General features: G+C 68.3%; 17 protein-coding genes and 1 tRNA gene. 11 read left to right on the top strand and 7 right to left on the bottom strand.

The genetic code is table 11. From position 1 onward, the window contains the following. Position 1 precedes the first annotated feature (1 nt). From CPZ00_RS02460 to CPZ00_RS02430, 7 genes are all read left to right on the top strand, one after another. Positions 2–985: a hypothetical protein gene (locus CPZ00_RS02460; RefSeq protein ID WP_096389351.1), complete on the top strand. Its 984-nt coding sequence runs from the start codon at positions 2–4 to the stop codon at positions 983–985. Then, complete coding sequence (locus tag CPZ00_RS02455) at positions 978–3,647, top strand: COG1361 family protein (protein WP_096389349.1); 2,670 nt, start codon at positions 978–980, stop codon at positions 3,645–3,647. Before CPZ00_RS02460 ends, CPZ00_RS02455 begins: the two co-directional genes overlap by 8 nt. Before the next feature lie 133 nt (positions 3,648–3,780). After that, positions 3,781–3,984, top strand: coding sequence for a hypothetical protein (locus CPZ00_RS02450; protein ID WP_096389347.1), 204 nt, complete (start codon positions 3,781–3,783; stop codon positions 3,982–3,984). 48 nt (positions 3,985–4,032) lie between these two features. Beyond that, positions 4,033–4,239: an HEWD family protein gene (locus CPZ00_RS02445; protein ID WP_096389345.1), complete on the top strand. Its 207-nt coding sequence runs from the start codon at positions 4,033–4,035 to the stop codon at positions 4,237–4,239. A gap of 8 nt (positions 4,240–4,247) precedes the next feature. After that, positions 4,248–4,559 (top strand): divalent-cation tolerance protein CutA, encoded by a 312-nt coding sequence (cutA, locus tag CPZ00_RS02440; RefSeq protein ID WP_096389343.1) that lies wholly within the window; start codon positions 4,248–4,250, stop codon positions 4,557–4,559. Positions 4,560–4,736: 177 nt separating this feature from the next. Then, entirely contained in the window at positions 4,737–5,369 is a 633-nt protein-coding gene (locus CPZ00_RS02435) for a winged helix-turn-helix domain-containing protein (protein WP_096389341.1), read from the top strand. A 73-nt stretch (positions 5,370–5,442) separates the two neighbouring features. Continuing rightward, on the top strand, positions 5,443–5,937 hold the full coding sequence (locus tag CPZ00_RS02430) for a phosphopantetheine adenylyltransferase (RefSeq protein ID WP_096389339.1): 495 nt from the start codon (positions 5,443–5,445) through the stop codon (positions 5,935–5,937). 40 nt (positions 5,938–5,977) lie between these two features. On the opposite strand, the gene CPZ00_RS02425 is transcribed toward CPZ00_RS02430, so the two are convergent. Next, positions 5,978–6,286 carry a cyclin gene (locus tag CPZ00_RS02425; RefSeq protein ID WP_096389337.1) on the bottom strand — a complete coding sequence of 103 codons (309 nt, stop codon included), beginning with the start codon at positions 6,284–6,286 and terminating at the stop codon, positions 5,978–5,980. 81 nt (positions 6,287–6,367) lie between these two features. On the opposite strand from CPZ00_RS02425, the gene CPZ00_RS02420 reads away from it, so the two are divergent. The 3 genes from CPZ00_RS02420 to CPZ00_RS02415 all read left to right on the top strand — a co-directional run bounded on the left by CPZ00_RS02420 (position 6,368) and on the right by CPZ00_RS02415 (position 7,846). Further along, positions 6,368–6,451 (top strand) — tRNA-Leu (locus CPZ00_RS02420). Between the two features lie 455 nt (positions 6,452–6,906). Then, positions 6,907–7,071, top strand: a complete 165-nt coding sequence (locus tag CPZ00_RS15525; RefSeq protein WP_172861749.1) for a hypothetical protein — start codon at positions 6,907–6,909, stop codon at positions 7,069–7,071. A 283-nt stretch (positions 7,072–7,354) separates the two neighbouring features. Next, positions 7,355–7,846 (top strand): OsmC family protein, encoded by a 492-nt coding sequence (locus tag CPZ00_RS02415; RefSeq protein WP_096389335.1) that lies wholly within the window; start codon positions 7,355–7,357, stop codon positions 7,844–7,846. Between the two features lie 45 nt (positions 7,847–7,891). Here the strand turns inward: CPZ00_RS02415 and CPZ00_RS02410 are convergent, their stop codons facing one another. From CPZ00_RS02410 to CPZ00_RS02385, 6 genes are all read right to left on the bottom strand, one after another. Next, positions 7,892–8,974, bottom strand: coding sequence for a glutamate--cysteine ligase (locus CPZ00_RS02410; RefSeq protein WP_096389333.1), 1,083 nt, complete (start codon positions 8,972–8,974; stop codon positions 7,892–7,894). A 134-nt stretch (positions 8,975–9,108) separates the two neighbouring features. Next, entirely contained in the window at positions 9,109–9,804 is a 696-nt protein-coding gene (locus CPZ00_RS02405; protein WP_096389331.1) for a fibrillarin-like rRNA/tRNA 2'-O-methyltransferase, read from the bottom strand. Next, positions 9,801–10,667 (bottom strand): NOP5/NOP56 family protein, encoded by an 867-nt coding sequence (locus CPZ00_RS02400; protein ID WP_096389330.1) that lies wholly within the window; start codon positions 10,665–10,667, stop codon positions 9,801–9,803. The genes CPZ00_RS02405 and CPZ00_RS02400 overlap by 4 nt, the downstream gene beginning before the upstream one ends. A gap of 175 nt (positions 10,668–10,842) precedes the next feature. After that, on the bottom strand, positions 10,843–11,607 hold the full coding sequence (locus CPZ00_RS02395; protein WP_096389328.1) for an amino acid ABC transporter ATP-binding protein: 765 nt from the start codon (positions 11,605–11,607) through the stop codon (positions 10,843–10,845). Next, positions 11,607–12,323, bottom strand: a complete 717-nt coding sequence (locus CPZ00_RS02390) for an ABC transporter permease (protein ID WP_096389326.1) — start codon at positions 12,321–12,323, stop codon at positions 11,607–11,609. Before CPZ00_RS02390 ends, CPZ00_RS02395 begins: the two co-directional genes overlap by 1 nt. Positions 12,324–12,325: 2 nt before the next feature. After that, positions 12,326–13,261, bottom strand: coding sequence for a substrate-binding domain-containing protein (locus tag CPZ00_RS02385; protein WP_096389325.1), 936 nt, complete (start codon positions 13,259–13,261; stop codon positions 12,326–12,328). A gap of 383 nt (positions 13,262–13,644) precedes the next feature. Between CPZ00_RS02385 and CPZ00_RS02380 the strand changes: the two genes are divergently transcribed. Next, on the top strand, positions 13,645–14,052 hold the full coding sequence (locus tag CPZ00_RS02380) for a GIY-YIG nuclease family protein (RefSeq protein WP_096391562.1): 408 nt from the start codon (positions 13,645–13,647) through the stop codon (positions 14,050–14,052). Positions 14,053–14,078 lie beyond the last annotated feature (26 nt).

Below are 14,078 nucleotides of genomic sequence, written 5' to 3'. Positions count from 1 at the left end.
CATGGCAACGCGAAGATCACTCATCGTCATCGGCGTATCGCTGCTCGCGCTGACCGCGCTCGCCGCCACGGGGGCCTCGGCGGACCACGGCTCCGCCGACGAGTACCTCAACCAGCTGAACGACCTCCGGAACGCGGACGCGTTGACGGAGTACACGGAGCTCGACCTGGCGCGGAGCCAGGCGGTCGTCGAGCTGCAGACGGCCGAGGAGTTCGACGGCGAGATGGACGCACGGATGCATCACCTCCTGAACGCGATCCTGGCGTTCCAGGAGGCCTACGGGACCGCACAGGACGACCCCGTCGCGAGCGTCGACCACGCCGACGAGGCGCAACGCCACCTCGATCAGCTCTCGGAGGCCGGCGGGGAGACCTACGCCGGGCTCGGGACGGTCGCGCTGGAGCGGTTCTACGCGACGCAGGCGGAGGTCCTCTACGAGCAGGCCCAGCAGGCGGAGTCGACGCCGCGACGGCTGGAGCTGCTCAACGCGTCGGTCCGGGCGTTCGACGGCGCCGGGGAGTCCGAGCGCTTCGCGGACGCCCAGCTCGAGCGCGACCAGCTGCTCGCGGAGTACGAACGCGACATGCAGCGACACGACGCGCTCGTGAGCGACGCGAACGCGTACCTCGAGGGGTGTGGCGCGGCCTGCGAGGGAACGACCGACTACGTCCTTTCCGGACCCTTCGGGGCAGTGAGCGAGTACACGGCGGCGATGGGGGCCCACGGGGACGCGAGCGAGGCCGCGGCGATCGCCGAGGAACACGGATTGAGCGAGGACGCGAGCGGGGCCGCGCAGCTCGAGAGCCGGGCGTTCACCGCGATGATATCGGCCGGGGTCGCGAGCGCGATCCTCGCGTTCCTCTACGCTGGCCTCTTCGTCGCCGTCGCCGCCGGCGTGGTCTGGCGGATCTCGGTGTGGGGCAGCGACGTCCACACGAGCGCCCTCGACGAGATCGTGACGCCCCTGGAGGTGGACGATGCCTGAGGCGTCCGAGGTGCGGCGGCTCGCGGTCGCCGCCGTCGCGCTTGCGGTGCTCGTTGGCTTCGCGGTACCGGCCGGCGCCGCCTCCGGCAGCGTCACGGTCGACGCGGCGATCGACAGCGGGTCGGAGTCGACGACGATGCAGTTCACGTTTACGGCCCCGTCGAACGGCACGATCACGAACGCCGACGAGCCGTCGAGCGGCGACGTCTCCTTCGCGTTCGACGATCGGCTCCCGATGACCGTGCAGGCGGGCCAAACCTACAGCGTCTCCTACAGGGCGACCGCCGACCAGAGGGCGTCCGAGGGGACTTACAGCGAATCCGTCAGTCTGTACTACGACGACGGCAGCACCGCGACGACCGAGGGCTTGGACCTGACCGTCACTGAGGCGGAACCGCAGTTCGGGTCGGTCTCGGGCGAGAACGTCGACGTCGTGTTCACGAGCAGCGGCGATCAGACCGAAACGGTCGAGCTGACCGTCCCCAACGACGGGGAAGGAACGATGGTCCCCGAGGACGTCTCCGTGAATACGCCACAGGGGATCTCCGTGAGCGTCGACCGAATGCCGTCCCGGATCGACGGCTACGGTCAGGGAACGATCGACCTCACGGTGACCGTCGATCGGGACGCCACCGCGGAAACCCACACCGTGAGCGGCACGGTGCAGGACAACCTCGGAACGTCGGGCGGCGACTTCAGCTTCGAGGTCGACGTGAGCAAGCCGCCCGTCGCCGGCGTCTCCGGCGGCACGGTCGACGTCGGCGACGTGCTGGTCGGCTCGAGCGCCACGACCGACTTCCGGGTGACCGAACAGGCGGGCTTCACCGGCCTCTCCGGGCTCGACATCTCGGGTAATTCGGATCCCGATGGGTCAATCGCCTTCGACAAGAGTGGATTCGAGACGAGTGCCGGCGGATCCGATACGGCCGCCGTGCGGATCACCGCGAACGAGGACGCGCCCCAACACGAGACGCTCCGGTTCACGATGGACGTTTCGGGGACGGACCCCGACAGCCCGGCCACGTCGGTCACCTTCGAGGCGCGGGTGATCTATCCGGCGACCCTCGAGGACGTGACCGTCCCGATGCGCACCTTCGAGTTCGACGAGCCGCGCACGGTCTCCGCCCAGCAGACCGACGCGACCGTCGAGTACGAGAACGGCGGCGACCTCGAGATGAACGTCCAGTCGGTGGACGCGTCGGTGAGCGACTCGCGGATCGAGGCGACCGTGGTCGACGCCACGAGCGCCGTTCCCGGCGGGGGAACGGGAGAGGCGACGGTCCAGCTGGCTGCCGACCCTGACACGCCGGAGGGAACTTACACCCTCCAGGTACGGGTCGACGCCGGCGATGCGGGGACCGAGACGATCACGCGCGAGATCGAGGTCGAACACGGCACGGACCTGGCCGTCGGCGAGTCGGACGTCGGCTTCGGCGAGGTGACGATCACCGAACAGCGAACGCGGACGATCGACGTCGGGGAGGCGCTGGGATACAACGACCTCTCGAACGTCGAGATCGTGCGCGTCGACGGCCCGGACCGGTGGCTCGAGGTGACCGAGCAGCCGCCCGGTTCGATCTCGGCCGGTGAGTCGGCGCCGCTGGTCTACCAGCTCCGGTTCGACACCGACGCCGAGGCCTACCGGGAGTACACGTGGACCTTCGAGGTGTCGGCCGCCGGCGTCGAGACGGAGACCATCACGGTTTCGGCGGTCGCCAGGCTCCTCTCGCCGGAGGCGATCATCAGCGACCTCGACGAGCAGGCGAGCGCGGGGGGCTGGCAGGCGACGACCGCGGAGTCGACGAGCGGCGCGCTCGAGTCGATGGAGAGTCGCCTGCGGGAGGGCGAGTCCTTCTCGAACGGCGACATCCAGCGGACGCTGGCGGTCGGCCAGAGCACCGTCGTGCTCATCGACTCCGTCGAGTCCGCCCAGCAGCTCCAGTCGGACGGAAACTACGAGGCCGCCCAGCGCGAGGTGGTGAGCGCGATCATCGCGCGGAACATGATCGAGCAGTACGCGGCGAACATCGAGGACGAGGAGACGGCAGCCGCGTTCACCAGGTCGGCCGAGGCGTCCGCCGACCCGGTCGCGTCGATCGTCGACGAACAGCAGTCACACTACGAGTCGGTCCTCGGAAGCGAGGACGCGACCGCGCTCGAGCGCCACTTCGCGAGCGACAACCTGGCCGAGCTGGCCCGCCAGCGCGGGAACGGCGACCGGGCCGCGGAGTACGAGTCGACCGCCGAGTCGAGCTTCGAGGAGTACCAACAACAGGTCTCGACCGGCGTGACCCGCCGCACCGAGGCGATGAACGCTCACGAGTCATTCACCGCCAACGCCACGCTGACGGTCCTCGGGCAGCCGCTCGTGTTGAATCCGGCGCGGATCGACGAGGTCAACACCCACGCCGCGAGCGTCTCCGGCGATCTGCAGGCGGCCGAAAACGCGTTCCGCGCGGCCGGCGCGGCCGGTGAGGCCGAGGCGGTCGCGCAGACCCGTACCGACGTCGGCACCCAGCTGACGATCCTTCGGTACGCGCTCTACGGCGCGACCGTCCTGTTCGCCGTCCTGTTCCTCCTGTTCGTGGTTCGGGAGGTCCTCAACGCGCGGACCTTCATCCAGGAGTCACGGGAAGCAACGGCCGGCGACTTCCTGCTGTAGCTCGCTCGCCGGTACCCGTCCGGTTTCCGCCCTCGATCGCCGCGTTCGATCCTCGTTCGATTCCTCGGTGTTCGAGGCCCGAAAGCCGATGAGGCTTTGTAACCGCCGAGCGAAGAAACGGCGACGACGAGGAATGGTCACGCAACGGCGCGTTCGGGTATACAGTGCGTTAACTCGACTGCTCGGGATCGGGACCTGCGGCGTCGGAATCGTGGTGATGATGTCCTGGCCGATACAGGGCATGTTGCTCGCCTCCTTCGGCGTGATCTGTTCGGTTCGGCCGTTCCTCTTCGCGGAGCTGGTGGAGTGGCTCGGGATCGTCGAGGACGCGACCTGACCGGCGAGGAGACACGTTTTTTGAGGTGCGTCCCCCTGTGACAGGTATATGTCCGCACTACGAACCCCGAGAGAACGAATCTGCGAGAACTGTGGCCGGATCGAACGCTGGGACGACGACCGGGAGACCTGGCGCATCGATGCCGTCGGCGACGCCTTCTGCATCCACGAGTGGGACATCAACGGCGAATTCGTCCCCTTCGAGGACGCGGACGTCGAGGACGGCGTCGACGTCGGGGACGATCACGACCCGTGACTGACGGGATGCCGACGCTGTACGTCACCGCCCCGCGTGACCACGCGTCCCGGATCGCCGAGACGGTGGTCGAGGAGCGGCTCGCGGCCTGCGTGAACCGCGTCCGGTGTCGGTCCACCTATCGGTGGGACGGTGAGGTCGTCGCCGACGAGGAGACGATCCTGCTGATCAAGACGACCGCCGACGCGGCTGACGCGCTCGGCGACCGGATCCGGGAGCTCCATCCTCACGACGTCCCCTGCATCGAACGGTTCGACGCCGCCGACGTCAACGCCCCCTTCGCAGCCTGGATCGACGAGAGCGTGGCGGTCGAGGAGTGACGATCCGGACCCGGAGGAGCGACCGGGAGACGGCTCGATGTGGCCAGTGGAGGGCGAGACGCGGCCGATGGAGGGCGAGACGCGGCCGACGTTGACGTCGACGCGACCGACGTTTTCCGTCCCCTTCGAAACGACGAGAAACCCTTTTCCCCGCCGAGCGGCGAGTACCGGTAGACAATGGCTCCCGACGAGGACACGACCCCGACCGACGACGCGGGCATCGACGATGGCGACGCGGACATCGACGACGACGCGGAGTCCTCCCCGACGGACCGCACCCGCGAGGAGATCCGCAAGACGCGCGAGAAGCTCGGCGAGGGCGCCGACAAGGCGGTCCAGGAGTTCGATGAGGGGATCGTCGACCTGCTGTCGTGGGTGCTCGATACCGAGACGCGCGCCCGGATCTACGTCTACCTTCGCGACCATCCGCACAGCACCAGCGACGAGATCGCCGACGGGACCGGGCTGTACCCGAGCACGGTTCGGGAGGCGCTGGCGGAACTCCACGAGGAGGAGACCGTCGAGCGCGGGAAGCGGGAAAGCGAGGGCGCCGGGAACAACCCCTACGAGTACGAGGCGATCGCCCCGAGCGAGCTCGTCCGTAGCGTGGTCGGGCAGGTTCAGTCGGAGCTGAACACGGTCTTCAACCTCGACCAGCGACTCGGCGACGATCCCGGCGACGCCGACAGCGAGCCGGTACAGATCTCCGTCGAGGGCAGCGAGGCGACCGCGGAGACCGATGCGGACGACGGGAACGCCGACACGGGCGCCGATGCGGACGACGCGACCGACGCCGACGAGACGGCCTAGCGCCGAGGACGTTCGGCCTGACCGTCGAGGACGGTTCGGGACCTTTTAAGGTGCGCCGACGCGACGGGCGGGTATGGACGTCGCGTTAGGTGGCACGTTCGATCCGATCCACGACGGCCACCGGAAGCTGTTCGAGCGCGCCTTCGAGCTCGGGGACGTGACCGTGGGGCTGACGAGCGACGACCTCGCGCCGAAGACGCGCCACGTCGAGCGGTACGTCCGCCCGTTCACGGAGCGAGAACGCGACCTCGAGGCCGAACTCGAGCCGCTCGCCGCGGAGTACGACCGCGAGTACGCGGTGCGTGAGCTCACGGAGCCGACCGGCATCGCCACCGAGCCGCAGTTCGACGCGCTGATCGTCTCCCCGGAGACGAAGGACGGCGGGGAGCGGATCAACGATCTCCGGCGCGAGGCCGGCCACGACCCCCTCGAGGTGGTCGTCGTCGACCACGTTCCCGCAGAGGATGGTCAGCGGATCTCCTCGACCCGGATCGTCAAGGGCGAGATCGACGAGCACGGAACCCTCACGCCGGACCGCGAGGGGCGCGAGGCGACTCGCCCGGAGTGACTCGGCCACCCTCGAGGCGGCCCCGGAACCGTCGATCCCTCTACCACTTCGGCGGCGTGAACCCGGCGTCCTCGAGGACGGTTTTCCAGTGCGTGTGGACGCTGAGTCGCGTCACCGACATCGCGTCGGCGACCACGGACTGAGAGCGTTCCTCTCCGCGGATCAGCGCCGCGGCATAGAGGCTGGCGGCGGCGACGGTCGCCTTCGACCGCTCGGCGTCGGGGACGTTCGAGAGGAAGAGGTCCACCGCCGTCGTGCGCACGGTCTCGTCGAGGTCGAGGGCGTCGCTTGCCTCGCCGAGCCGGTCGATCCACTTCTCGTTGGCGACGTGGTCGCTCGCCCGGTACATACCTCCCTTAGCGGCGTCCGGTATATAAATGATTCCGCAGTTCGACAGGTTCTTGAGGAGCCTGCGAGTACCTCACGGCGCGCGCGGGTAGCCAAGCACGGAAACGGCGTAGCGCTTAGGACGCTATCCCGTAGGGGTCCGCCGGTTCAAATCCGGTCCCGCGCATCCTGCTGTGAGCAACGTCGCGAGCAGCAGGTGTGAGTCGAGGATTTGAATCCCGGAAGTCGCGCGCAGCGAACGGCGTGAGCGAGCACGTCTTCCTCCGGTTCAAATCCGGTCCCGCGCACTGAGCGAAGGAGCGCAGCGACTGAGTGAGGGAGCAGGAGCGGATTCGAAGCAGGGAACGGAGCGAAGCGGAGTGACTGAGGTTCAAATCCGGTCCCGCGCACTGAGCGAACGGCGTGAGCGAGGGAGTCAGGCCGGAGTTGTGCCCAGAGGACGAGCGAAGCGGGTCCTCGCGGTTCAAATCCGGTCCCGCGCATCCTGCTGTGAGCAACGTCGCGAGCAGCAGGTGTGAGCCGAGGATTTGAATCCCGGAAGTCGTGCACTGAACGACGGTGCCTCGCCACCGGTTCGCCACCACTTTTATGACACTCGCGAAACACAGCAGTCGATGGCATATGGGTGACTCCGATACGACCGACGAGGCACTCACACGTGTCCGAAGCACGTTCGAGGAAGCGGCGGACGAAGCCGAGGAGATGAGCGAGGCGGCTCGCCGCGAAGTCGAAGAGGCCATAGACGACCTCGAGAACCGCATCGAGAACCTTCGCAACCGCGACTGAGTCGACGGCTCCGGCCCTGCCGGCGGCAGATACCCGGTCATCGACGGAAGCCGACGGCCGGTCGTTCGGTCCCGCGTTCTTGACCGTCCACGAGACGTTCGTTACGGAAAAATCGAGGCGAAAGCCTCGCGCTTCAGTGCGGGGAGGACGTCAAGAGCGGTCGTACCGATCAGCGTCGGGAGACGGCAGGCGATGGGTAGCCGTCTCGCCGGGCGTCATATCTACCGGTTATTCTTGGCTACTAATCTATGTTTTATAGTAATCTGGCTCCAAGGAGGGATCGATGAGCGAAACCGACGCCACACAGCAGTTCCGGATCGACGCGGAAAGCGAGAGTTCGACGCGAACCGCGGTCGAGACGCGCGGATTCGAGTTCGTCGTCGACGAGCCCGAGGCGGCCGGCGGCACCGACGAGGGTCCGACCCCGGTCGAGTACCTGCTCGGCTCGTGGGCCGGCTGTCTCAACGTCGTCGCCCACCTGGTCGCGGACGAGCGCGACATCGAGATCGAATCCCTGGATCTCTCGATCGAGGGCGACCTCGACCCGCGAGCGTTCCAGGGCATCTCCGAGGACGAACGCGCCGGCTATCAGGAGATCCGCGTGCGGATCGACGCCGAGACCGACGCCGACGAGGAGACGCTCCAGGAATGGCTCGCGGCCGTCGAGCGGCGCTGCCCGGTCGGCGACAACATCCAGAACGCGACGCCGACCGCGATCGAGCTCGTTGACGAGTCGGCCGCCGAGTCGGCGTCCGTCTCGGTCGCCTCCGAGTAACGGTTTCACGTACCGGTTCCGAGGCCGTCACTTTTAAATCGCCCCTCAGCGCCGCCGAAGCTGAAGGTCGGCACACAGCGCCTCGATCCCCTCCTCGTCGTGGATCCGTCGCTGTCGCTGGGTGCCGCTCTCGTCGTCGAGGACCTCGCGGATCCCGGTGACACCGAGCCGGTCGCATTCGCGGTCGACGACCTCCGGAAGGGAGACGACGTCCTCCCCGGCGGGCGTGATGAAGGCGGCGTCGTGGCCGTGTCGGAGCGCGCGCCACTTGTTCTCATCGAGGAGCTCGCGGCGGGTGTCGGTGCCTGACTCGCCGTCCGCGTAGCGTTCGGCCAGGTCGCCGACGAGCGCGTGGACGTACTCGGCGAACGCGAGGGTTCGGTCGGGGTCCCGCTGCCCGTCGGGGGCGCGGACCTCCACGGTGCCGTGTTGGGTGTGGGGGCGGACGTCGAACCAGAGCTCGCCGCGGTCCTCGATCGACCCGTGCTCGACCATCCGACGTTCGTACCGCTGGAACGCATCGAAATCGTCGAACCGGGACGGCATTCCGGTGTTCGGGAGGTTCTCGAAGATCTTCGCCCGGGCGGAGGCGAGCCCGGTGTCGAAGCCGTTCCAGAACGGGGAGTTCGCCGACAGCGCCAGCAGGACCGGCATATACCACCGCAGCTCGTTGGCGATCCAGACGGCGGCGTCGGGGTCGTCGACGCCCACGTGGACGTGGACGCCCGCGGTCGTGTTTCGGTGTTGGGGGTACTGGATCCGATCGAGCTGTGACCGGTACCGGGGTTTTTCGGCGTGGTCGAGCTCGCGCCAGCGCGCCTCCGGGTGGAGCCCGGCGCCCGCGATCCGGTACCCCTGGGACTCCGCGTGGTCGATCAGCGCGTTCCGAACGTCGATGAGGGCCTCGCGGGCGTTCGTGGGGTCCTCGATGCGCGGCGTCTGGACCTCGATCGTGCAGGCGAACAGCTCGTGGTCGACGGCGCCCGCGATCGGCTCCGGCGGGTCGGGCCCGTAGACGAGGTCCGCGATCCCGGAGGTCGGGCGGCCGGCCTCGTCGACGATGAAGAATTCCTCCTCGATGCCGAGGGTGCCCATCCGGTCGAACGCGTCCCGCGAGCCCAGTTCCATCGATCCCCCCTTGTTCGCGGGACACTATATAAGGTCGGAAGGCGGTCGGTCGGACGCGGCCGCGCGCACGACGGCTGGCCGGCCGATGGCGGCCGCTCCGGCGCCGGGATGACGAAGCCCGGCGATGCGGGCCGTCACCGTGGCGTCGCGACGACCGCGAGATGGTCGTCGTGATACGGCTCGAGCCGCCGGCGTTCGAGCACCTCGTAGGCATCGTCGAGCCGGTCGACCGCCCGGTCGAAGACGGCCTCGGGGTCGGCGGTGACGTCCTCGCTGCGCGCCTTGATCGCCGCCACCAGCCGGCCGTCGTCCGCCAGGAACCGCGCGTTGCGGACGGCCACGTCGGCCTGTCCCCTGGTCGCGACGTCCTGGACGATCGCGTCGAGGTCGGACTCGACCACGTGGGCGTACGTCTCGGGCGACCGCGCGTCCTTCAACAGCGGGAAGAGCCGGTCGCGCGGTTCGGCGACCGCCAGCAGGTCACGGGTCGGCCGCGGGGCGAACTCGACCGCGTAGGTCGGGCCCGCGAAGTCGGCGACGTGGCTGACGGTCGTCCCCGCGGCCGCGCCGAGATAGAGGACGCGGTCGCCGCCCGCAAGTCCCGTCTCCATCCCGAGCTCGAACATCGCGCCCAGCTTCGACCGCGAGGCGTTCCAGGCGCGCCAGTCGCCGTCGGTCGGCTCGCCGTAGACCGGCTCGCCGCGCGTCGCGAGCGTCTCCGTCCCGGCGATGGTTCGTCGCTCGACGCCCGCCGGGAGGACCGGGTCGGTGCTCGTCGATGTGTCGTCGTTCGTCGGGGCATCGTCGCTTACGGATGGATCGTCGCTCATCGGTCGTCCTCCTCGTCGGCGTCAGCCCGAGCGCGGATCGTCGCGATGCGGTCGTGGAGGTCCTCGTGGACCTCCTCGCGGAGATCGCCGCTGTAGTGGTCTATCCGGGCGGCGATCGTCAGCTTTCCGGCGACCGCCCGTGCCGCGGACCCGCGGTCCTCCAGCCGGGTCTCGCGCACGTACTCGTGGGTGAAGATGATCCCGTGTTTCGGCGACGGGGCGTGCCCCTCGAGGTGGGCGAACAGCGCGTCCTCCGCGCCGAGCACCTGCACCGTCCCCGAGGGCTTCTTCGCGAGCGACTCGAGCCCGCCCGCGAGCGCGATCAGGCGGGTCGCGAGCACCGGCCCGGCCATCGCCGCGAGGTTCGGCGCGACGCTGGGCGCCGTTCGCTCGATGAACCCGCGGATCGCGGCCGCCTCGTCGGCCAGATCGACGGCCCGATCGGCGAGCGAGACAGCGCGCCCCTCGGCCTCGGTCTCCGGCTCGCGCGTCGCGACCTCGCGGGCCCCTTCGATCCCGGCGTCGACGTCCGCGAAGAGGCTCCCGGCCCACTCGGCGGCGCGCTCGGCCAGTTCATTTGCGGTCCGCTCGCAGTCGTCCATCGCCTTGATCGCGTGCTGTAGCTGTTGGTCGTCGGACGCCTCTCGGGCCCGGACGGCCTCGCGCGTGGCGTGGACCGTTGCCTCGTGGACGGCGTCGTAGTAGTCGGCTTCGTCGGTTGCAAAGCCCGCCTGGACGGCTTGCTCCGGCCATTTCCGGGGCTGGTCGGATCGTCCCTCGGTGATCGCGGTTGCGGCACCGTCGAGATCGTCGGGATCGAGATCCGTGAACCATCCCGTGTGTTCGGGACGTTGACCGCTCATGGGTGCCTTTGAATGCGGACCGGTATATGTATTCGCGAATACGCCTCGTTGGACTCGACTCGGGACGCATTCCGGCTCACGGGACGCATCGTCGCTTCCCTCCGGAGGGACGGGTCACGCGACGCGGTGGTCGTTGAGCACCCGTCGAAAGGTGGTCGTTGAGCACCCGTCGAGGTCAGTACACCAGTTCTCCCGAAATGAACTTTCGGGTGCGGTCGTCGGTGGGATCCTCGAATATCTCGGCCGTCGGGCCGATCTCGGTGATCCGTTCGTCGAGCAGCACCGCGACCCGGTCGGCGATCCGCTCGGCCTGGTGCATGTCGTGCGTCGCCACGACGACGCCGATCCCGCGGTCGCGCGCCGCGGCGATCGCCTCCTCGATGACCGCGGTGTTTCGCGGGTCCAGATCCGACGTCGGCTCGTCGAGCAGCAGGACGTCCGGCTCGTAGGCCACGGCGCGGGCGAACGACACGCGCTGGGCCTCGCCGCCGGAAAGCGACGCCGCGTGCTGGTCCATCTTGTCGGTCAGCCCGACGATGTCGAGCGAGTCGCGAACGGCGTCGGCGGTTCCGTTCGAGCTCACTATCGAGTGGAGTTCGTGTCGCAGCCGGTCGGACCACGAGCGCCGGATCCGCAGCCCGTATTCGACGTTGCGCTCGACCGGGGCGTCGAAGAGGCTCGCCTCCTGAAAGACCATCCCGATGCGTCGCCGCAACGAGAGGCGATCGTCCGGATCGGCTGCCCACGCGTCCGTCCCGTCGACGGTGACGGTCCCGTCGTCCGGCTCGAACGACAGAGCGAGCAACCGGAGCAGCGTCGTCTTGCCGACGCCCGAGGGGCCGATGACCGCGAGGACCTCCCCGGTGTCGACGTCGATCGAGAGGTCACGGAACACCGGGTCGTCGCCGTAGGCGTGTGCGACGTCGGTCGCTCGGAGCATCAGGGTTTCACCCCCCGATCGCCGAAGCGAACGACGACGGCGTTGACCGTCAACACGAGCGTGACGAGGACCGCGCCCAGCACCATCGCGGTCTCGTACTGGCCCTGTCGGGCCTCGAGCTGGATGGCGGTCGTCAGCGTTCGCGTCTTCGAGATTCCGGACGCGCTCGTGATGTTGCCGCCGACGATGAGCACCGACCCGACCTCGCTGATGGCGCGGCCGAATCCGGCCAGGATCGCGGTCGCGATCCCGTACCGTGCCTCCTTGAGGACCACCAGCGCCACGTCGAACCGAGTGCCGCCGAGGGCGTGGGCGGCGTCGCGAACGGGCTCGTCCACGCCGGCGATGGCCGCGAGGCTGATCGCCGTGATCGGCGGCGTCGCGAGCACGAACTGCGACATGATCATCGCCTCCTTGGTGAAGATGAGCTCCAGCGACCCGAGCGGCCCCTGGTTGGAGACGGCGAACAGCACGACGAGGCCGACGACCACGCTGGGAAAGCCCATCCCCGTATTGATGACCGACTTCACGAACTGCTTGCCGGGAAAGTCGGCGAGCCCCAACAGGATGGCCACGGGAACGCTGAACGCGGTGCTCAGCGCCACCGCGGCGAGACTCACGTACAGCGAGACGTAGATGATGCTCGAGACGTAGCCCTCCCTGAACGGGAGGTCGACGACGGCGGGCAACAGCTGTGCGGCTGGTTCGATCGGCACGCTTACGCGTCGGACGAGCTGCTACTCCATCCTTCCGGTACGTACTGCTGGAAGTCTGGATCCTCCGAGACCGCCTCGGGGAAGAACAGCTGCTCCCCGTTCATCTCGTAGTTCGAGATGGCGTCCTGTGCGCCGGGACTCGTGATCCACCCGATGTAGGCCATCGCGAGGTCGTAGTTGGCGTTCTCGTGGACCCCCGGGTTGACGGCCAGGATTCCGTAGGGGTTCGAGAGGATCTCCGGACCGCCCTCGATCGGTCCCTGTACCAGAATGGTGAGGTCGATCTCGGAGCGCTGCGAGATGAAGGTGCCGCGGTCCGAGAGCGTGTAGGCACCCTGCTGATTCGCGACGTTGAGCGCCTCGCCCATCCCGGTGCCGGTCTCCTGATACCAGTCGCCGCCCGGCTCGGTTCCCGCGGCCTCCCAGAGGTTGAGCTCCTTCGTGTGGGTTCCCGAGTTGTCTCCCCGCGAGACGAACGTGGCCTCCGCCTCGGCGATGGCGGTGAGCGCCTCCGTCGCCGAGCCCATTCCCCCGATCCCCGCCGGATCGCTTTCGGGGCCGACGATGACGAAGTCGTTGAACATGAGGTCGCGGCGATTGACCCCGTAGCCGTTGCGCATGAACTCGTCCTCGAGGCCGCGCGCGTGAACCATCACGACGTCGGAGTCCCCGTTCCGGGCCGACTCGAGGGCCGCGCCCGTCCCCTGCGCGACCGCGTCGACGGAGACGCCGTACATTTCCTCGAAGTCCGGGTGGATCGCGTCGAGCAGTCCCGTGTCGTAGGTGCTCGTCGTGGTCGTTAGCGTCAGCGTCTCGCCGGCCACCGCTGCCGTTTCTTCGCCGCTGTTGCTGTTATTCCCGAGCTGGGCACAGCCGGCCGTGCTCGCGATGGTTGCCGCGCCGACCGCCGTGATGAACTTCCGTCGATGTATCGCCATAGAAACACCGTCGAACTGACACCAAATATAGGTTCCGCTTCCGCTCAACCACTATTGGTTACGTCCGCGATCGATTACGTCCTCGGACGCATCTCCTGCGAGGAACAGTCGCCAACGCGCCACGAAAGCGACGTCGACGTGGAGGCGTCGGGATCGAACGCAGGAGACCGGGACGTCCCGGAACGAAAACCGACATTCATGCCGTACGGTCGGTGAGCGGCGTTCGTTCCCCCGATCAGCCCAACGAACCGTTCGACGGTTACGTTCCCGGCCGGGATGGGTTGGACGCGTCCGGCCGTCACGGCCGTCGGAGCGATCCGAATCCGTATGGTCGGTCGAACCGATCCGAATCCGTATGGTCGGTCGCGCCGTTCCTCCGATCGATGACCGGAGGGACCTATACGCTCGTGCTCTCGGTACCGGAGCCGATCGCGATCACGATCGGCGCGCTCGGGGGTCACCGGCTTCCCGCGGGCGGCTACGCGTACACGGGGAGCGCGCTCGGGAGCGGCGGGTTCGCCCGCGTGGATCGCCACCGGGAGCTCGCCGCCGGCGAGCGCGAAACGCGCCACTGGCACGTCGACTACCTGCTCGGACACTCGACCGTCGAGATCGCCGACGTCGTCCGAACCGACGAGCGGGACGTGGAGTGTGCGGTCGCTGGACGACTGGGCGAGGGACCGGTTCCCGGATTCGGCGCCTCCGACTGCGGGTGTGCGAGCCACCTCGCTCGGAGAGCCGACGTCGAACCGATGCAGACCGCCGTGGAGAACGCGCACGCGAACGTCTGAAAAGCGGATCGGCGGGCCGTGACCGG

The organism is Halopenitus persicus (assembly GCF_002355635.1).
Classification (GTDB): domain Archaea; phylum Halobacteriota; class Halobacteria; order Halobacteriales; family Haloferacaceae; genus Halopenitus; species Halopenitus persicus_A.
The sequence above is the reverse complement of the archived record's forward strand: the minus strand, read 5'-3'. Positions and strand labels throughout refer to the sequence as shown.